The 17,486-nt window shown below is 59.9% G+C and carries 14 protein-coding genes and 1 pseudogene; 4 read left to right on the forward strand and 11 right to left on the reverse strand.

What is annotated here, in order from left to right; genetic code table 11:
- Nucleotides 1-11: 11 nt before the first annotated feature.
- The 4 genes from PSH84_RS16350 to PSH84_RS16365 form a co-directional block, all read right to left on the reverse strand.
- On the reverse strand, nucleotides 12-1,076 hold the full coding sequence (locus PSH84_RS16350) for a DUF2955 domain-containing protein (protein WP_305470587.1): 1,065 nt from the start codon (nucleotides 1,074-1,076) through the stop codon (nucleotides 12-14).
- Nucleotides 1,066-2,196, reverse strand: coding sequence for an HlyD family secretion protein (locus PSH84_RS16355; RefSeq protein WP_305470588.1), 1,131 nt, complete (start codon nucleotides 2,194-2,196; stop codon nucleotides 1,066-1,068). Before PSH84_RS16355 ends, PSH84_RS16350 begins: the two co-directional genes overlap by 11 nt.
- A 74-nt stretch (nucleotides 2,197-2,270) precedes the next feature.
- Nucleotides 2,271-2,789, reverse strand: a complete 519-nt coding sequence (locus tag PSH84_RS16360; RefSeq protein WP_305470589.1) for a transporter suffix domain-containing protein — start codon at nucleotides 2,787-2,789, stop codon at nucleotides 2,271-2,273.
- A gap of 169 nt (nucleotides 2,790-2,958) precedes the next feature.
- Nucleotides 2,959-3,468, reverse strand: coding sequence for an Lrp/AsnC family transcriptional regulator (locus PSH84_RS16365; protein WP_163006837.1), 510 nt, complete (start codon nucleotides 3,466-3,468; stop codon nucleotides 2,959-2,961).
- A 199-nt stretch (nucleotides 3,469-3,667) separates the two neighbouring features.
- On the opposite strand from PSH84_RS16365, the gene PSH84_RS16370 reads away from it, so the two are divergent.
- The 4 genes from PSH84_RS16370 to mdeB all read left to right on the forward strand — a co-directional run bounded on the left by PSH84_RS16370 (nucleotide 3,668) and on the right by mdeB (nucleotide 8,490).
- Nucleotides 3,668-4,684, forward strand: coding sequence for a 1-aminocyclopropane-1-carboxylate deaminase (locus tag PSH84_RS16370; RefSeq protein WP_122568314.1), 1,017 nt, complete (start codon nucleotides 3,668-3,670; stop codon nucleotides 4,682-4,684).
- A gap of 169 nt (nucleotides 4,685-4,853) precedes the next feature.
- On the forward strand, nucleotides 4,854-5,315 hold the full coding sequence (locus tag PSH84_RS16375; RefSeq protein WP_122568315.1) for a transketolase: 462 nt from the start codon (nucleotides 4,854-4,856) through the stop codon (nucleotides 5,313-5,315).
- Between the two features lie 56 nt (nucleotides 5,316-5,371).
- Nucleotides 5,372-5,794: a hypothetical protein gene (locus tag PSH84_RS16380; RefSeq protein ID WP_305470590.1), complete on the forward strand. Its 423-nt coding sequence runs from the start codon at nucleotides 5,372-5,374 to the stop codon at nucleotides 5,792-5,794.
- Nucleotides 5,791-8,490 (forward strand): alpha-ketoglutarate dehydrogenase, encoded by a 2,700-nt coding sequence (mdeB, locus tag PSH84_RS16385; RefSeq protein WP_305470591.1) that lies wholly within the window; start codon nucleotides 5,791-5,793, stop codon nucleotides 8,488-8,490. The genes PSH84_RS16380 and mdeB overlap by 4 nt, the downstream gene beginning before the upstream one ends.
- 905 nt (nucleotides 8,491-9,395) lie before the next feature.
- On the opposite strand, the gene PSH84_RS16390 is transcribed toward mdeB, so the two are convergent.
- From PSH84_RS16390 to PSH84_RS16420, 7 genes and pseudogenes are all read right to left on the reverse strand, one after another.
- Nucleotides 9,396-10,538, reverse strand: a complete 1,143-nt coding sequence (locus PSH84_RS16390) for a M20 family metallopeptidase (RefSeq protein ID WP_305470592.1) — start codon at nucleotides 10,536-10,538, stop codon at nucleotides 9,396-9,398.
- Complete coding sequence (locus PSH84_RS16395; protein ID WP_122568319.1) at nucleotides 10,535-11,959, reverse strand: M20 family metallopeptidase; 1,425 nt, start codon at nucleotides 11,957-11,959, stop codon at nucleotides 10,535-10,537. The genes PSH84_RS16390 and PSH84_RS16395 overlap by 4 nt, the downstream gene beginning before the upstream one ends.
- Nucleotides 11,956-12,947: pseudogene (locus PSH84_RS16400) on the reverse strand (ABC transporter ATP-binding protein). The gene PSH84_RS16395 and the pseudogene PSH84_RS16400 overlap by 4 nt, the downstream one beginning before the upstream one ends.
- Nucleotides 12,944-13,960 carry an ABC transporter ATP-binding protein gene (locus PSH84_RS16405; protein WP_305470594.1) on the reverse strand — a complete coding sequence of 339 codons (1,017 nt, stop codon included), beginning with the start codon at nucleotides 13,958-13,960 and terminating at the stop codon, nucleotides 12,944-12,946. Before PSH84_RS16405 ends, PSH84_RS16400 begins: the two are co-directional and overlap by 4 nt.
- A gap of 32 nt (nucleotides 13,961-13,992) precedes the next feature.
- Nucleotides 13,993-14,895, reverse strand: a complete 903-nt coding sequence (locus PSH84_RS16410; protein ID WP_305470595.1) for an ABC transporter permease — start codon at nucleotides 14,893-14,895, stop codon at nucleotides 13,993-13,995.
- A gap of 9 nt (nucleotides 14,896-14,904) precedes the next feature.
- The gene (locus PSH84_RS16415) at nucleotides 14,905-15,822 is read right to left on the reverse strand and encodes an ABC transporter permease (protein ID WP_122568323.1); all 918 of its coding nucleotides are present in this window, start codon (nucleotides 15,820-15,822) and stop codon (nucleotides 14,905-14,907) included.
- Between the two features lie 105 nt (nucleotides 15,823-15,927).
- Nucleotides 15,928-17,448 (reverse strand): ABC transporter substrate-binding protein, encoded by a 1,521-nt coding sequence (locus tag PSH84_RS16420; RefSeq protein ID WP_122568324.1) that lies wholly within the window; start codon nucleotides 17,446-17,448, stop codon nucleotides 15,928-15,930.
- Nucleotides 17,449-17,486: the final 38 nt, after the last annotated feature.

Here is a 17,486-nt window from a genome sequence, read left to right on the forward strand (position 1 = left end):
GACCGCAGAGACTACTGGTCGACGATCGGCTGCGCTGGGCACTGGTCGCCTCGGCCGGCATGGGTGCTTGGCCACAGCAGCGTGGCCAGGCCAATGGCATAGACAACCGCAAATAGCACGTAGGCAATACGGGTGGAAAACAGCTGGGGCGTTTCTGTCGGCAACGGTGATACACCGAGCCCGAACAGAATAAGGAAGGTCATGAGCCCCCCGCCGAATACTTTGCCAGCGGCGTTACCCATGGCGGCTCGGCCGGCAAACAGCAGGCTTACCAGCAGCAGGATCAGCGCCACCAGCCATAGGGTCGGCCGCAGTTCGAACAGCGTGAAGGCCAGGGAAGCCACCACCCCGCCCAGCAGGTTGACCATCACCAGGCCAAGGGCGGTGCGGCTGCTCATGCCAAGGGAAAACTGGCTAAGCAACGAGGCCACCGTGATGGGGACGACCATCGCCGTGGCCAGTCGCGGGTCGCTCAGGCACAGGGCAATCATGGCCAGCAGAATCGCCGCGCTGGCCATGGCCTGATGAATCACCCGCGTCAGCTCGCGTGGCTGGGGGATTTGCGGGTCGGTGTGTTCACTTGCAGGGTCGGGCAGCAGCGCATGGGCGCCCCAAGTCAGCAGCAAACCCAGGCTGACCGCCTTGACCAGCACTAGCACGATGGACTCGCCCAGATCAGGCTGCACGATATCGAGCGTCGGCACCACAATGGCAATGACCAGCATCAGCGCCGGTCCCGCGCCGCCCAGTTGTTGGCCTTGCGCGGTAAAACAGGCGAAATAGAACAGCCACAGCACCGGCAGGAGCACCCACGGCCGCTCACCGAGCATGCCGGTAATACACACCAGCAGCGCGCCGGCCAGCATGCACACCAGCAACGTTGTCAATCCCTGAGATAGCGCTGGCGCACGGCGGTTGGCCAAGAGGAACTGGATGGCGAACAGCGGCGCGAGAAAAGGCAAAATGTCGTCCAGGAGCAGACCCGTGCACAAGCCCACGGTCACTGCCAGGGCGACGCGCAATCCCTGGCGTTTGATTCGCAGCAGCTCCAGCGCAACTTGCCGATCAATTGACATAGTTCAGCCAGGCGCCCAGGCGTGTCATGAATGCCCCCAGTGCGTTAGTCATGGGGTTGTCATCGGTATAGATCACCACGGTTACCTGTGAGCCATAACGCGGGCCGATCGGGTGAGGTTCCTCCACTATCAGGCGAACTGGAAAGCGCTGCGGGTCGCGCACCCAACCACTCTCGTTGCGCACCGAGGGCAGGGCTGCGTTGCTGCTGTCCTGTTGCGCGACGCCCCAACCCACGCTTTCAACGCGGCCTTTGAACACGCGACCTGGCAATACATCGAACACCAGTTCCGCCGGGTCGTCAGCCTGCACATGTTCCAGGCTGTTTTCCTTGAAGGCGGCAGACACCCATACGGTAGTTCTGTCGATGAAGGTCAGTGCCGGTTGGCCAGCGCTGACGACCTGGCCAACGGCGAGCTGGAGATGGGTGATCACGCCATCGGCCGGTGCAATGACTTCGGTACGCACCAGATCTAACCGGGCTTTTTCCAGCGCCGCCAGGGCTTGTTTGAATTGCGGGTTGTCGTTGCCTTTGGGCCCTAATTGCTGGCGCGATCGTTCCAGGTCGGCTTGGGCTTTGCTCACGGCCGCCTCGGCGGAGCTCAGCGAAGCTTTGGCTTCATCTTGGCGGGCGGGGGCGAACACACCGCGCTCGACCAATTGATTCACTCGCCGGGCTTGCTCGCGTATGTTGTCGCGCTGTGCACGCGCCGACACCAGCTGTGCCTGGGCGGCATCCACCGAGGCGGTACTGGCACCCAATGTCTGGCCGGTTTCCTCCAGCCGTGCTTCAGCTTCGCTGACGACAAGCTTGTAGGGTTGCGGGTCGATACGAAACAGCACCTGGCCGGCCTTCACCCGGGCATTGTCGAGCACCGCAATCTCTGTCACACGGCCACCCACCTCGGCAGCCATTTCCACCACATAGGCTTGCACCACGGCTTGCGACGTCGAGGGCGTGCGCCGCTCCATAATAATGGAGAGGGTAAACAGCACGGCGATCAACACCGCGGCGCCTAGCGCAATGCGCCGCAGCGGATTGGCTGGCGCAGGCTTTTCAGGAGGCGGTTCAGTTTGGCGCTCAGGTTCGACGGAAACTGGCGAGTTCTGTGTTTCGGGCATGTCGGCACCTGTAAGTCATGGCAACTCAAGAAAAACTGGCAGCGCGCCGGGGAGAGGCGATCCGGGGCGTTGGCTCAGACCGGGTCAGTGGCCGTGACCCGTGCGGTGCGGATAAACAGCGCGCGCAATTTCTCCCAGAAGTTGCCACCCAGTACGAAGAAGCTGCCAACCAGCAGTGCATCGCCGAGCAGTTGTAATGCCCAGCTATTGGGGCGCAGACCGGGCGCGAGGGTATCAACATAGGGTTCGAGAAAGGAGCACACCAGCGGCAAGCAGAACATCACCAGGCCAATCCGGTGGCGGGTGACGCTGACCTCCTGTTCAGCGCTGGGCACAAGGCCTGACACATAGCTGAACACATGCTGCTTGAGCTCTTGAAAACCCGCCTTGCCCATCACGGCGATGACCAGCAGCAACAGCACCTTGTTGATGATGAACAGGGCGCCGGTGATCGCCGCGATGGTGGCGCGGGGTACATCCGCGGCCGCGGCCAGCGGCACCAACAACCACAACGTGAGCATTAGACAAAGAATGGCGATGCCTAACTTGAAGCGCCATTTCGCGGACGTTGCCGGAGACTGTGCCGTGGCCATGCTGCCTTACCTTTCTTTAACATTGTTATTGGTTGTGGTCTGGAGCGAAATTGAGCTTAGCAGCTGGATTGCCAACGCATTCAGTCGTGTCAGTTTTTCTGCGCCTGCCCCAATCCATTACAAAAAGGTTGGCGCTGAGGCTGTGGGTCAAGGCGACCTGAGTGGAGCCTCAAAGGGGGATGTGGGTTGTCGACAAGACCTGGCGCAACCCCATGAACGAGCGAATCTGACGAACCCCAGGCAGGTAAAGCAATTGCTCCGCGTGGAGCCGGTTGAAACTGTTGCTGTCCTTGGTGCGCAGCAACATGAAGTAGTCGAACTCCCCCGTCACCACATGGCACTCCATGCAGCCGGACACTTTTTGTGCGGCCGCCTCGAATGCGGCGAAGGATTCCGGTGTGGAGCGGTCCAGCACTACACCGATCAAGACCACCATCCCCGCATCCAGCGCTTCATTGTCCAGCAGTGCGACGATGTTCTTGATCAGGCCGACCTGCTTGAGTCGTTCGACGCGCCTGAGGCAGGCCGGGGCACTCAGTTTCACCTTCTCTGCGAGCGCCACGTTGGAGATGGAGGCATCCCGTTGCAGGACCTTGAGAATAGCGCGGTCGGTTCGATCCAGTGGATGCGGCACCGGGACCGTAGCGCCCGGGTTCTTGTGAGCGTTTGTTGCTCTCATATTGAATTCCACGCATTAAAAGTATGTTTGATGTGCCTTCATGGAAATTATATTTTTCCAATTGATGGAAACTTGCAACACATATTTTTCGAATTTTTCTTAATATTGAACTCATCGAAGCCCCTCCGGAAAGAGCCTGGAATGCGGTCTTTTCCCTTTCGGTCTGGCGCTTGGATATCCCATATCAAGGAGCAGAGTCATGAACCTGAATCGTTTTGAACGTTATCCGTTGACCTTTGGTCCTTCTCCCATCACGCCTTTGAAGCGCCTCAGTAAACATCTGGGGGGCAAGGTGGAGCTGTATGCCAAACGTGAAGACTGCAACAGTGGCCTGGCCTTTGGTGGGAACAAGACACGCAAGCTCGAATACCTCATTCCCGAAGCGCTCGAGCAAGGCTGCGATACGCTGGTTTCCATCGGTGGCATTCAATCGAACCAGACTCGCCAGGTCGCTGCGGTCGCTGCCCACCTGGGCATGAAGTGCGTATTGGTGCAGGAAAATTGGGTGAACTATTCCGACGCGGTGTATGACCGGGTAGGCAACATCGAGATGTCGCGGATCATGGGCGCTGACGTGCGGCTTGACGCAGCAGGTTTCGATATTGGTATCCGGCCAAGTTGGGAAAAGGCCATGAGCGATGTCGTGGAGCAGGGCGGCAAACCGTTTCCGATTCCGGCGGGTTGTTCCGAGCACCCGTATGGCGGCCTCGGTTTCGTCGGCTTTGCCGAAGAAGTACGGCAGCAGGAAAAAGAACTGGGCTTCAAGTTTGATTACATCGTGGTCTGCTCGGTGACCGGTAGTACGCAGGCGGGCATGGTTGTCGGTTTCGCGGCTGACGGTCGTTCCAAGCATGTGATTGGTATTGATGCTTCGGCCAAGCCGGAACAGACCAAGGCACAGATCCTGCGCATCGCCCGGCACACGGCTGAGCTGGTGGAGCTGGGTCGCGAGATTACGGAAGAGGATGTGGTGCTCGATACGCGTTTCGCCTACCCGGAATATGGCTTGCCCAACGAAGGTACGTTGGAAGCCATCCGGCTGTGCGGCAGCCTTGAAGGGGTGCTGACAGATCCGGTGTACGAAGGTAAATCGATGCATGGCATGATTGAAATGGTGCGTCGTGGTGAATTTCCCGAAGGTTCCAAAGTGCTTTACGCACACTTGGGTGGAGCACCGGCGCTGAATGCCTACAGCTTCCTGTTTCGTAACGGCTAAGCGTAGAACTGCTTGGAGTTTCCTGTGGGAGCCCCTGTGGGATCGAGCTTGCTCGCGATTGCGTTGGTTCAGTGTCTACAGAAGTAACTGACAATCGCTATCGCGAGCAAGCTCGCTCCCACAAGGGATTATGTCAGCCAGGCTCACGAATCACGCCGGGAGTACCACCATGCATGCGATATCGCAGTCTGCAATCTGGGTGAAAGAACCGCTGGCCGATACCCGGGTCGTCATCGTGACCAGCGCCGCTTTGCCCAAATACATGATTGACCAGTTGCATATGGAGATCGACGACTGGGACCAGGTTGCTTATCTGGTGGTCCAGCAATCCAGGGCGTTTATGCTCGACTGGCTGCAATTTGGGTCCCACCCAATAGCGTCGGCGCCGGCGACCACCTGCCGGGCCGGCCAACTGCTGCACGGCGTATCCAAAGGCTGTTTTTTACTGGATGTCGAAGCCAGCCCGATACCCCGTTTCACCTGGCTGGGATCAGTCTGCGGTCACCCACTGCGTGTCCTCAAACTGGGAGACGCAGCCTCCCATGCAGCGATCGATAAACAGGTGGAAGAGATTTTATCGGTGACGCGGACACTGGTGAAAAGCGGGTTGCAGGAACGCTGTTTCAGCTGACAAAAGTCATCGCCATTCATGGCTGAATCGAATACCCAAATAGAAAGGCCAAACCCATGAGCCGATCTGACGACTGTGGTTCTAAAACCATGAAGTGGATGCGTGAGCCTTCGAACTGTACGCACATCGTTGTCGTAGTGTCCGCAATGGACAGTGATCATATTGATCTGATGCATCATGGCTTCAGCTGTTTTGACAATATTGCACTGGTGCAGGTTGAACCTCCGGATATCGGGACTGACAGGTGTGTTGAAGTACACGTAACGGGGTGTGATTACAGCTTTCTCGTTTGCGGTGTACTTGAGGAGTATCTGTTAAACAATCTTTCCATTGGCCATCCGTGCATCTACCAGATAGGGCAAGGCAACTGGGCCGAGCGCTCCGTCATTGATGCGGTAGAGCACGTCAAAAAACTCGCCCGATTGAGCTATTCGCGCCACCTTGAAGCGTTGCCCGACATTTGCAGGAGATGCCCATGAACCTGTCCGATATTCATGCCCAATGGCCGGGCCAGAGCACTGAAGATGCTCAAGAAGTTGCTGAGTGGCGGGACGCCTTGCTGTCGGTTATCGCCCATAGCGGCACGGCACAGGCCAAGCAGATCCTCGACATGCTAGTGGCGGTGGCAAGCGCCTCGGACCTCGGTTGGCGGCCCAGCCATGGCACGCCTTACATCAATACCATCGGTGTCGAGCGCCAGCCGGTATTTCCAGGGGACCTGGCCATCGAAGAGCGGCTGGCCTCGATCATGCGCTGGAATGCGTTGGCCATGGTTGCCAGGGCCAACCACGCCTATGGCGAATTGGGCGGCCATATCGCCAGTTATGCCAGCGCGGCGGATTTGTTCGAAGTAGGCTTCAACCATTTCTTCAAAGCGCGAACCGAAAGGCGCGGTGGCGATCTGGTGTTCTATCAGCCGCACTCGGCGCCAGGGGTCTATGCTCGGGCGTTCCTCGAGGGACGCCTGGAAGAACAGGACCTGCTGCATTATCGCCAAGAGATCGGCGCACGCGCCAAGGGGGCCCGAGGGTTGTCGAGTTACCCGCATCCTTGGTTAATGCCGGACTTCTGGCAGTTTCCGACGGGCTCCATGGGCATTGGTCCGATCAGCTCGATCTACCAGGCGCGTTTCATGCGTTACCTGGAGCATCGCGGCCTGCAAGACAACGCCGGGCGAACCGTCTGGGGCGTGTTTGGCGACGGGGAAATGGATGAGCCGGAAAGCATGTCGGCACTGACGGTGGCCGCACGGGAAGGGCTGGATAATCTGGTCTGGGTGGTCAATTGCAACCTGCAACGGCTGGACGGGCCGGTGCGTGGCAATGGTCGCATCATCGACGAGTTGGAGGCGTTGTTTGGTGGTGCAGGCTGGAACGTCATCAAACTGGTTTGGGGGTCCGACTGGGACAGTTTGTTTGCGCGCGATACAGATGGCGCACTGGTCAAGGCGTTATCCAGCACCGTCGATGGGCAGTTCCAGACGTTTGCGGCAAAAGACGGGCGCTTTAACCGTGAACATTTTTTTGGTCAGAACGAGGCGTTGGCGCAGTTGGCACAGGGCCTGACTGATGAACAGATCGACCGCCTGAAGCGTGGCGGTCACGACATGGTGAAGATCTTCGCCGCCTATCAAAGCGCGCTGCTCGAAGGCAACAAACCCACTGTGATTCTGGCGCAGACCAAGAAGGGCTTCGGCATGGGCGATGCAGGGCAGGGCAAGATGACCGTGCACCAGCAGAAGAAGCTCGACAGGGAGGCGCTGATCGCGTTCCGCAATCGTTTCAACCTGCCGTTGACCGATGAACAGGCCGCCTCGTTGAGCTTCTTCAAACCCGCTGAAGACAGTGCTGAAATGCGCTATCTGCATGAGCGTCGTCGTGCATTGGGTGGGTACATGCCATCGCGCCCTGCGACTGCCGAACCATTGGCGGTGCCTGACGTCAGTAGCTATGGCGGGTTTGCCATCGGTGCCCAAGGCAAGGAAATGTCCACCACCATGGCGTTCGTTCGAATGCTCAGTGGTTTGCTGCGGGACAAACAACTGGGCCCGCGCATTGTGCCGATCGTGGCGGATGAAGCGCGTACGTTCGGCATGGCCAGCCTGTTCAAGCAGATCGGCATTTACTCCAGCGTGGGGCAGCGATATGAGCCGGAAGACATCGGTTCGATCCTGAGCTATCGGGAAGCGCTGGACGGCCAGATTCTCGAAGAGGGCATCAGCGAGGCAGGGGCGATCAGTTCCTGGGTTGCGGCGGCGACCAGCTATTCGGTACATGGCTTGCCGATGCTGCCGTTCTACATCTATTACTCGATGTTCGGCTTCCAGCGCATCGGCGACCTGATCTGGGCGGCGGCGGATCAGCGGGCCCGCGGTTTTCTGCTCGGGGCCACCGCAGGCCGCACGACATTGGGGGGCGAAGGTCTGCAGCACCAGGACGGCAACAGTCATCTGATGGCGGCGATGGTCCCCAATTGCCGGGCTTACGATCCGGCATTCGCCGGCGAGTTCGCGGTGATCCTGAATCACGGCATGCGCCAGATGCTGGAGCGTCAGGTGGACGAGTTTTATTACGTCACCTTGATGAACGAGAACTACCCGCAGCCCAACCTTCCTGAAGGCGTCGAACAGGCCATTATCCAAGGCATGTATCGGTTCGCCCGGTATGAAGTCGAGGGGGCGCGTGGGCGTGTTCAGTTGTTGGGTTCCGGCGCCATCCTGCGCGAAGTGATTGCCGCCGCCGAGTTGCTGGCGAGCGATTGGGGTATCGACAGTCAGGTCTGGAGCGTGACCAGCTTCACCGAGTTGGCACGTGATGCCCGGGAAGTGGAGCGCTGGAATCGATTGCATCCTGGACAACCTTTGCGCTGCAGCCATTTGCAGGCGTCGCTCAACGACTCGGCGCCGATCATTGCCTGCACGGACTACGTTCGCGCCTTGCCGCAGTTGATCGCCAGTTATCTTGATGTCCGGTACACGGTACTCGGGACCGACGGGTTTGGCCGTAGCGATACCCGCGACCAGTTGCGCAGGTTCTTCGAAGTGGATCGCCACCAGATTGTCTTGAGTGCGCTGACTGCATTGGTGCATGAGGGGCGTCTGGACGCCAGTGTCTGTGCCGAGGCTATTGAGCGTTATGCCATTGACGTTGACGCGGTAGTCCCTTGGGATGCTTGATTTCAGGGTTGGTGTGTATATCCGTTGCTGCGGTAACGGCTGCTTATGGTTCCGCTTTTACAGCGGGTCACTTTTGAAGAGCCCGGAAGCCGGCCCAGTCAAAAGTAACCAAAACGCTTTTGCCCCACCACTCGGTGCCTCGCCTAGGCTCGGCATGCCTGAACGAAGGCATTGCTCCGTGGGCCCGCCGCGAAGGGCCATCCATGGCCCAGCGCGGCTAACCCGGCATCCATGCCGGGTTGCCCACTGCGCAACACCTTCGTTCAGCCATCGTGGTTAACGGGGCGTCCGAGATCAACGTCCACCACGAGGCGGCCTAACAGCCGACCTGGTTCTGGTTGGGATCGCGTTTTTCCTGTGGGAGCGGGCTTGCTCGCGAAGGCGGTGTGTCAGCTTGCGGTGATGTTGGATGTGCCGGCGTCATCGCGAGCAAGCTCGCTCCCACAGGGGGGTTAGGTGCACATGAATTTTGTATTCGCTGAAGATCCAGTGTGGGAGCGAGCTTGCTCGCGATAGCGGTGGCTCAGCCACATAGATGCCGGCATATGCCCCGCTCTTGCTCTGCTCTTGCTTTGGATCTTGATCTTGATCTTGATCTTGATCTTGATCTTGAGGCCCCGTTAAACCACGCTGGCCGAACGCAGGCATTGTGGAGTGGGCATCCCGGCATGGATGCCGGGATAGCCGCGCTGGGCCATGGATGGCCCTTCGCGGCGGGCCCACGGAGCAATGCCGGAGTGAGGGCATGCCGAGCCTAGGCGAGGCACCAAGTGGTGGGGCAAAAGCGTTTTGGTTACTTTTGCGCTCTTCAAAAGTGACCCGCCGTAAGGGCGGAACCCTAAGCAGCCGTTACCGCAGCAACGGATATACACACTACCATCCTGAAAAAGGCGAGCCCCATTACCTCAAACAGCCAGAATGGTCGCCACCAACGCCAGAGCCCGAGGCACCAGCGTATCCAGTTCCAGATACTCACGATCGGTATGGACCTTGCCACCCACCGGCCCAAGACCACACAGCGTCGGAATACCCAGGCTGGCAGTGAATCCAGAGTCGGCACAACCACCGGTGAACTCGCCCTCAACGCTGAAACCCAGTGCCAGGGCTTTTTGTTGGTAGAGGTGCAGCAGCCGTTCGCTGTGACAGGCCTCCATCGGCAGAAAGGTGGTCGCTTCCTTGACGATGGCGCGGGTGCCGATCAGTTCTTCTTCCGCGACGATGGCCAGGATCGCGGTAAGGATCTGATCCCAGTGCTTGAGTTCGATGAAGCGAACGTCCAGCCGCGCGCTGGCGCTAGGCGCGACGGTGTTGCTGGACGTGCCACCGGATATCAGGCCAACGTTAGTGGTGATGCCTGCCGCGTAATCGGTCAAGGCGTGGAGCTTGACGATCTTGCGTGCCAGGGCTTCGATGGCACTGGCGCCGTCGGCATGATTGACCCCGGCATGCGCCGCGCGGCCGCTGACTTCGATGATCAGCGTGGCGCCGCCTTTGCGTGCGCTGACCACATTGCCGCTGGCCCGGCCGGGTTCGGTATTGAGCACGGCACGCGCGCCACGGGCGGCTTTTTCGATATGGGTTCTGGCGCTGCCGGAGCCGATTTCTTCGTCACCGGTGTACAGGACCTGCACCGGATAGGGCAACTGACCGGCGCGCTTGAGTGCCTTGAGCGCGAAGCAATTGAGCACCAGGCCGCCTTTCATGTCGGCGACGCCGGGGCCATAGGCGAGGTTGCCATCGCAGCTGTAGCCGCGCGTCGTGGTAGTGCCTTTGGGGAACACCGTGTCGCGATGGCCCAGCAACAGCACTGGCTTTCCATAGGCGCCTGGCACTTCGGCGAGCATCACGTCGCCAAAACCATCGACCGGCATGCGCTGGAGCAGAATGCCATCGGCTTCCAGTTCTTCCGCGAGCAGCGCGCCCACCGCGTCGACGCCCGCCTTGTCATAGCTGTTGGAGTCGGTGTCGACGATACGCTGTAGCAGCGATTCCATGGCGTCGCGCTGGTCAGCAAGCCAGTCCAGCGCCTGTTGTGGCGTAGCGCTCATTGCGCCTGCTCCCGTAACTGATGTTCCTGAGTCAGGCGTGCCGCGTCGTTGCCCAGATCCCAGAATAGCCCGGCCATGATTTGCAGGCTTTCTTTGACCACCGGTGCCAGCAAGTGCTCGTTCGGCGCATGTTGTGAGCAGGCCGGGTACGAGTGCGGCACCCACAAGGTTGGCAGGCCGAGCACGTCCGCGAACACGTCGTTGGGCAGCGAGCCCCCGAGGTTGGGCAGCAGCGCAGGTTTTTTGCCGGTGGTCTGTGTCAGGGAGTTGAGTGCCCAATTGACCCACGGGCTTTGCGGGTCCAGCCGAGTGGCATGCATCACATCGATGCGGCTTTGCTTGACCTCGACATTGCTGAAGCCATGGGCGTCCAGGTGGGCACGCACAGCCGGGATGAAGGTCCTGTAGTCACTGTTCACCACGAAGCGGATATGGCAATGGGCATTGGCCTTGCCGGGGATCGCATGCACGGGGGCGTCCGGGTTGCCGGTCTTGAAGGCGATGACGTCGAGGGTGTTCCAGCCGAACACCTTTTCACTCAGCGAGAGCTGCGGGTTACCCCAGTTGGCGTCGATTTGCGGATCGCCCGGCCCGCCACCCACTTCAATATCGGCCAGAGCCTGGCGCACCGGCTCTGGCAATGTTTCGGGCTGCAGGCCTGCCACTTTCACCCGGCCGTGTTCATCGACCATGCTCGCGATGGCATTGGCCAGAATGATCCCGGGGTTGGCCAGCAACCCGCCCCAGTTGCCAGAGTGATGGGCGCCTTCGCGCAAATTGACCACCAGCTCGAAGTTGAACACCCCGCGTGAGCCGAGAAAAATCGTCGGTCGTGAGGCCGCCAGGCGCGGGCCATCCGAGGCGATGAAAATATCCGCCGCGAGCGCTTCGCTGTGGGCGGCACAGAACGCGTTCAAGCCCGGCGAGCCTTCTTCTTCGCCCATTTCCAGCAGCAGTTTGACGTTAAAGCCCAGCTTGCCGTCGCGAGCCTTGAGCGTTTGCTCCAGCGCGGTCAGGTTGATCAGGTGCTGGCCTTTGTTATCCGCTGTGCCGCGGCCGTACCAGCGATCGCCTTCGACCGTGACTTGCCACGGTGATAGGCCTTCACGCCATTGGGCTTCATAGCCCCGCACCACATCACCGTGACCGTAGCTCAGTACCGTCGGCAGTTCGGGATGCTCGATGCGCGTGGCGATCATGAAGGGGCCACGCTCTGCCACCGGGTTGTCATAGATCTTGACGCTGAAGCCCATCGCCTCGACATGCGGGGTGATGAAGTCATTGAGGTAGCGATACAACTCGGGCTGGCTGTCCGTTGCCTGGCTTTCGGTGTGCAAGGCGACGCTGCGTTCGAGCAGATTGAAAAAGGCACCGTTGTCGAATTGCGCGGTGGTGTTGCTGATGGCCAATGAACGACTCATGAGTGGACAAGCTCCAGTGTTTGGGCAGGATTGTCGTGAAGGTGGCAACGCACGCTGCCGCCGATAATTGAATCATTGGCCGGGTAGGCCGTTTTGCACGGTGCGAAGCAGCTCGGGCAGCGCGGGTGAAAAGCGCAACCGGACGGCGGTGACATCGGATTGGGAAAGGTGCCGTGCAGGCCGATATCGGGAATGCCCAGGCGCGGATCGGGCGTGAGCACCGAATCCAGCAAGGCGCGGGTATAAGGGTGGCCGGGTTCGGCGAACAACGATTCGCGCGTACGTTCTTCGACGATGCGCCCCAGGTACATCACCGCTACCCGGTCGGCGAGGTGTTCGATGACCGCGAGGTTGTGGCTGATCAGCAGATAGGTCAGGCCCGAATTCGCGCTTGAGGTCTTGCAGCAGGTTGAGAATCTGCGCCTGCACCGACACGTCCAGCGCCGAGGTGGGTTCGTCGCAGATCAACACATCGGGTCGCATGATCAGCGCCCGTGCGATCGCGACCCGCTGGCGTTGTCCACCGGACAACTGACTCGGGTAGCTGTCGATGACCCGCTTGGGCAGGCCGACCACATCAAGCATCGCTTCGGTCTTCTTGCGCCGCTCGGCGGGGCTGCCGATGTCATGCACGATCAGCGGCAGGGTAATGATTTCGCGCAGCGTCTTGCGTGGGTTCAGCGAGGAATACCGGGTCCTGGAATATCGGCTGAATGTGCCGGGACATCGCCTTGCGATCCGTCGCCGCCAGATGCTTGCCATTGACCAGCACATCGCCGCTGGTAGGCGGCAACAGACCGAGCAGTAGCTTTGCCAGGGTACTTTTTCCGCAACCGGACTCACCGACCAGACCGAGGGTCTCGCCACGCATCAGACGCAGGGAAACGCCATCCACGGCTTTCAGGATGGCGGCGGGTTTGAAAAAGCCCTGGTTGATCCGAAACTCGCGACGGATGTCACACAGCTCCAACGTGATTTCTTTTTTCATGACCTTGCGCGCTCCAGAAGGCGAATCGGTGCCGGGGCCGGTGCGGCGAACAGGCAGCGCGCCATGTGTCCGTCCTGCTCGACTTCGGGGATGTCTTGCGCGCAGGCCGGTATCGCTTGACCACAACGATTGCGGAACGCACACCCTTGCTGTTCGCCGACCAGGCTTGGCACCAGGCCTGGAATCGAACCCAGGGCCTCACCCGGTTTGGTCTGGCCAGGGATTGGAATACTGGCCAGCAGACCACGGGTGTACGGATGCTGCGGGTTCTCGAACAGTTGCAGGGCAGGGGCGGTTTCGACGATTTCCCCGGCATACATCACGGCGACCCGATCGGCGATCCGTGCCACCAGCCCAAGATCGTGGGTGATGAAGATCACCGCCAGGCCGAGTTCTTTCTGAATGTCGCGAATCAAGCGCAGGATCTGCGCTTGAATGGTCACGTCCAATGCGGTGGTTGGCTCATCGGCGATGATCAGGTCCGGTTCGCACATCAACGCCATGGCAATGATCACCCGCTGGCGCAAACCACCAGACAGTTGATGCGGATACTGACGCAAGCGCTCGGTGGCATTGCTGATACCGACTTTCTCCAGCATCCGCCCGGCGTGAAGCAGGGCATCCTTGCGCGACACCTTGCGATGCCGGGTCAGCACTTCGCTGAGTTGATCGCCAATGCTGTAGGCCGGGTTCAGCGAGGTCATCGGTTCCTGGAAGATCATCGCCAGACGGTTGCCGCGCAGGTCGCACATGTGCCGTTCGCTCTGGCCGATCATGTCGATACCGTCCAGCATCAGCCGGGACGCCGTGCGTTTGGCTTCGCGTGGCAACAGGTCCATCAGCGCCAGCGACGTCAAGGATTTACCGCAGCCGGATTCGCCGACGATGCACAACATTTCACCGCGCTCGACTTCAAAGGTCAGGCCGCGCACTGCATGCAGCATGTCATCCGGCGTCGGGCTGTTGCCCATGGGGATATCCACGCGCAGGTTTTCTACATGGAGTAGTGCCATGTTCGGTACCTTCAATTAGTTACGGCCGTCGATCAGTTGCGGCCGTCGGGCAGGATCAGATCGCGCAGGCCATCGCCGACCAGGTTGATGCCCAGCACCAGAATCATCAGGGCGACGCCGGGAATGGCGATGACCCACGGGGAAAAGAACATGTAGGGTTTGCCTTCAGCGATCATCAAACCCCAGGACGGCGTCGGCGGCTGCACACCCACCCCGAGGAATGACAGGGCCGACTCCAGCAGGATCGCGTGGGCCATTTCCAGCGTCGCGACGACGATCAGCGCGCCGACCAGATTGGGCAGGATTTCGCTGACCAGAATGCGCAGGGTCGAGCAACCCAGCGCCTGGGCCGAGGCCACATATTCAGCATCGCGAATCTGTTGCACCGAAGCCCTGACCACCACCGCGAAGCGATCCCAGAGCAGGCAGCCGAGCAGCACGATCACCACTTTCAGCGAGCCGCCCATCAACGAGGCCGAGGCCAGCGTGACCATCACGACGGGCATCGCCAGCCGAGTGGTGATCAGGTAGCTGATGAACGCATCGACCTTGCCGCCGTAGTAACCCGCCAACAGCCCCATGACCGTGCCGATAAAGCCGGAAATAAGCGCCGCCGCGATGCCGATGAACAGTGAGATACGTGCGCCGTAGAGCAGTCGCGACAGGTAATCACGGCCCAGCTTGTCGGTTCCCAGGACGTATTCCCAGGTGCCGTTGGCCATCCATGCCGGCGGTTTCATACGCAGCATCACGTCCTGCGCATAAGGGTCATAAGGCGCCAGCCACGGGGCGAAGAGTGCGCCGGTGAAGATGATCAGCAACAACACCGTGCCGATGGCGAAACCACGATGACGAAAGCTCTTGCCAAGTACTCGGCTCAGGCTGCTGGGGGGTGGCAGGTAGTCATTGATTGTGAGGGTCGTTGGGGTGCTCATGTAAACCTCCTAGCGCACGCGAATGCGCGGGTCGAGCAGTGCGTTGAGCACATCGGCCAGCAAGGTAAGGATGATGTAGATCACCGCAATCAGCAGGACCACGGCCTGTACGACTGGAAAGTCATCACGGGCGATGGCGTCCCAGGCGAGTTGTCCGATGCCTTGCAGGGAGAACACGGTTTCGATCACCACCGAACCGCCGAGCATGAAGCCAAACTCCACCGCCGCCAGCGCGACGACCGGAATCAAGGCGTTGCGCAGTGCGTGCTTGAACAACACGCGGGCAGGGCGCAGGCCCTTGGCGCGGGCCGTGCGGATGTAATCGGAACTGAGCACATCAAGCATGCCTGCACGGGTCAGGCGCATGATTGCCGGCGTCGCGTAGTAGCCCAAGGCAATGGCCGGCATGACGAAGTGCAGCAGGGTTGAGTTGCCGGACACCGGCAGCCACTTGAGCGTCACCGCGAATACCACGATCAACATCAGCGCAAACCAGAAGCTGGGCATTGCCTGGCCCAGTACCGCAATGCTCAAGGCCAGTCGGTCGACCCAGGTGTCGCGTTTGACTGCGGCCAGCACGCCCAGTGGGATCGCCACCAGCAAGGCGATGCCCAGCGCCAGGGCACCTAACCCGAGGGTGATTGGCAAGCGGCTGGCGACAAGGTTGTAGACCGACTCCTGAAAGAAAAAAGAGTTGCCCAGGTCCAGCCGTAGCAAGTCGCCCAGCCAGTTGAAGTACTGGGTCGGTAGCGGTTTGTTCAAACCGTATTGCACGCGGATTTGTTCGATCTGTTCGCTGGTGGCTTCCGGTCCGCCAATGGCCGTGGCCAGGTCGCCGGACAGATGCAACAGAGAAAAGCTGATCACCGACACGGTAATGGCGACGCAAACAGCGATGCCCAGACGGCGCAAAAGGAATCCAAGCATGGCAAGTTTCCTCATATCCAATGGATGACAGGTGTGAGGACGTGTCCGTGGTGCGGGTGAGCCCGCAAGCCACGGCACCTCTCGATCAATCCGCTCGGTGGCGGATTACTTCCAGCTGGACTGAACGAAACGCGGCAGTTCATCCGGATAGGGCGTGAACGCCAATTCGGAGGTGTAGGCGTAGTTCATCGAGTAGTTGAACAGCGGCGCCCAGTACGCCTGTTCGCTGATGCGCTGCAACGCCTTGCGGTAGTTGTCCTTGCGCAATTGCGGGTCGAGGGCGTTGTCAGCGGTCTGCAACCAGCCCTGGACTTGTGGGTCTTTGATGTTGTCGTCCGGGTTGCCCTTGAACCAGGTGCCGGCCGACGCCGAGGTGTCGAGGATCGAGAACGAGCCCCAGGCCTGAAACGACATGGGCACCTTGCCGCCACGTTGTTGATCGCGCAGGGCGGCGTACTTCAAGTAGCGCAGCTTGGCGTTGATGCCCACTGCACGCAGGTTGCCGATGATGGCTTCGACGTAATCACGGTCGCGATAAGCGAAGATTTCTGTCTCGAAGCCATTGGGGTAACCGGCTTCGGCGAGCAACGCCTTGGCCTTGGCCGGGTCGTAGTTGTAGACCGTGGCCGCGGAGGTATCGCAGCCGAACTGGCCTGGATAGCAGGCAACCTGCAAGGGCTTGGCTTCGCCCCCCACCAATTGCGTGGCGAGCGCATTGCGGTTGATCGCATGGTTGATGGCTTGACGCACCTTGAGGTGCTTCATCGGCGAGTTTTCAGTGGAGGTGCCTCGAGCATCAAGAATCAGGAAGCCGATGCGCATGGTTTCGCCGCTGGTCACGGTCAGGTTCGGCATACCTTTAAGGTCGACGGCCTGATCCGAGGTCACTCGCCAGGTCCAGTCGACACCCTCGGTCATCAACTCGGCCAGGCGGGTTTCCGCATCCGGAATCACTCGGAACTTGAGGTGACCGATATGGGGCTTGCCTTGTGGGCTGTCTGGAAAATAGTCCTTGTTGATCTCCATGGTCACGCCTTCGCCAGCCACCACCGACACGGCTTTATACGGCCCGGTACCGATTGGCTTGCGGCTGAATTCGGCCAGGCCGACCTTCTCGAAGTACTGCTTGGGGTACATCGGAACGGCGTTGGACAGGTATTCCAGTGCCGGAGGGAAAGGTTTTTTCAAATGCAGGCGGACGCTGTAGTCACCGGTTTTTTCGGCGCTCTTGATCCAGTCTACGTTTTGCACGGTAACGACTTTCGCTTCGGGCGACACCACGTAGTTGAGGGTGAACACCACGTCGTCGGCGGTGAAGGCGTCGCCGTTGTGAAATTTGACGCCTTTGCGCAGCTCAAAGTCGAGGGTGGTGTCGTCGACCTGGGTCCAGCGGGTGGCCAACATGGGTTTGTATTCGCCGCTGTTGGGATCGCGATAGATCAGGTTGTCCCAGATCAGCCGGCCGAGAATCACCCCTTCGCGCAAATCGTTGTGATAGGGGCTGATGTTTTCAGGCTCGCTGTCGGAAGCGTAAACCAGGGTGTCGTTGGCTTTACCGGCATGCGCCGGAAAACTGCTGATGAGGCCTGTCAGCGCAATGCTGCAGGCGAAACCTTTGATGCCCATGCCGTCGTCTCCGTTGGCGAGAGTGGTTGAATCAAAGG

Origin of the sequence: Pseudomonas beijingensis, from assembly GCF_030687295.1 — a bacterium.
Lineage (GTDB): Bacteria > Pseudomonadota > Gammaproteobacteria > Pseudomonadales > Pseudomonadaceae > Aquipseudomonas > Aquipseudomonas beijingensis.

What these genes read in the sequence shown, in the direction of transcription:
- PSH84_RS16370 (WP_122568314.1), top strand. Translation starts at nt 3,668, where the DNA reads ATGAACCTGAATCGTTTTGAACGTTATCCGTTGACCTTTGGTCCTTCT.
- PSH84_RS16415 (WP_122568323.1), bottom strand. Translation starts at nt 15,822, where the DNA reads ATGCTTGGATTCCTTTTGCGCCGTCTGGGCATCGCTGTTTGCGTCGCC.
- PSH84_RS16410 (WP_305470595.1), bottom strand. Translation starts at nt 14,895, where the DNA reads ATGAGCACCCCAACGACCCTCACAATCAATGACTACCTGCCACCCCCC.
- PSH84_RS16350 (WP_305470587.1), bottom strand. Translation starts at nt 1,076, where the DNA reads ATGTCAATTGATCGGCAAGTTGCGCTGGAGCTGCTGCGAATCAAACGC.
- PSH84_RS16360 (WP_305470589.1), bottom strand. Translation starts at nt 2,789, where the DNA reads ATGGCCACGGCACAGTCTCCGGCAACGTCCGCGAAATGGCGCTTCAAG.
- PSH84_RS16395 (WP_122568319.1), bottom strand. Translation starts at nt 11,959, where the DNA reads ATGAGTCGTTCATTGGCCATCAGCAACACCACCGCGCAATTCGACAAC.
- PSH84_RS16390 (WP_305470592.1), bottom strand. Translation starts at nt 10,538, where the DNA reads ATGAGCGCTACGCCACAACAGGCGCTGGACTGGCTTGCTGACCAGCGC.
- PSH84_RS16375 (WP_122568315.1), top strand. Translation starts at nt 4,854, where the DNA reads ATGCATGCGATATCGCAGTCTGCAATCTGGGTGAAAGAACCGCTGGCC.
- PSH84_RS16355 (WP_305470588.1), bottom strand. Translation starts at nt 2,196, where the DNA reads ATGCCCGAAACACAGAACTCGCCAGTTTCCGTCGAACCTGAGCGCCAA.
- PSH84_RS16420 (WP_122568324.1), bottom strand. Translation starts at nt 17,448, where the DNA reads ATGGGCATCAAAGGTTTCGCCTGCAGCATTGCGCTGACAGGCCTCATC.
- PSH84_RS16405 (WP_305470594.1), bottom strand. Translation starts at nt 13,960, where the DNA reads ATGGCACTACTCCATGTAGAAAACCTGCGCGTGGATATCCCCATGGGC.
- PSH84_RS16365 (WP_163006837.1), bottom strand. Translation starts at nt 3,468, where the DNA reads ATGAGAGCAACAAACGCTCACAAGAACCCGGGCGCTACGGTCCCGGTG.
- PSH84_RS16380 (WP_305470590.1), top strand. Translation starts at nt 5,372, where the DNA reads ATGAGCCGATCTGACGACTGTGGTTCTAAAACCATGAAGTGGATGCGT.
- mdeB (WP_305470591.1), top strand. Translation starts at nt 5,791, where the DNA reads ATGAACCTGTCCGATATTCATGCCCAATGGCCGGGCCAGAGCACTGAA.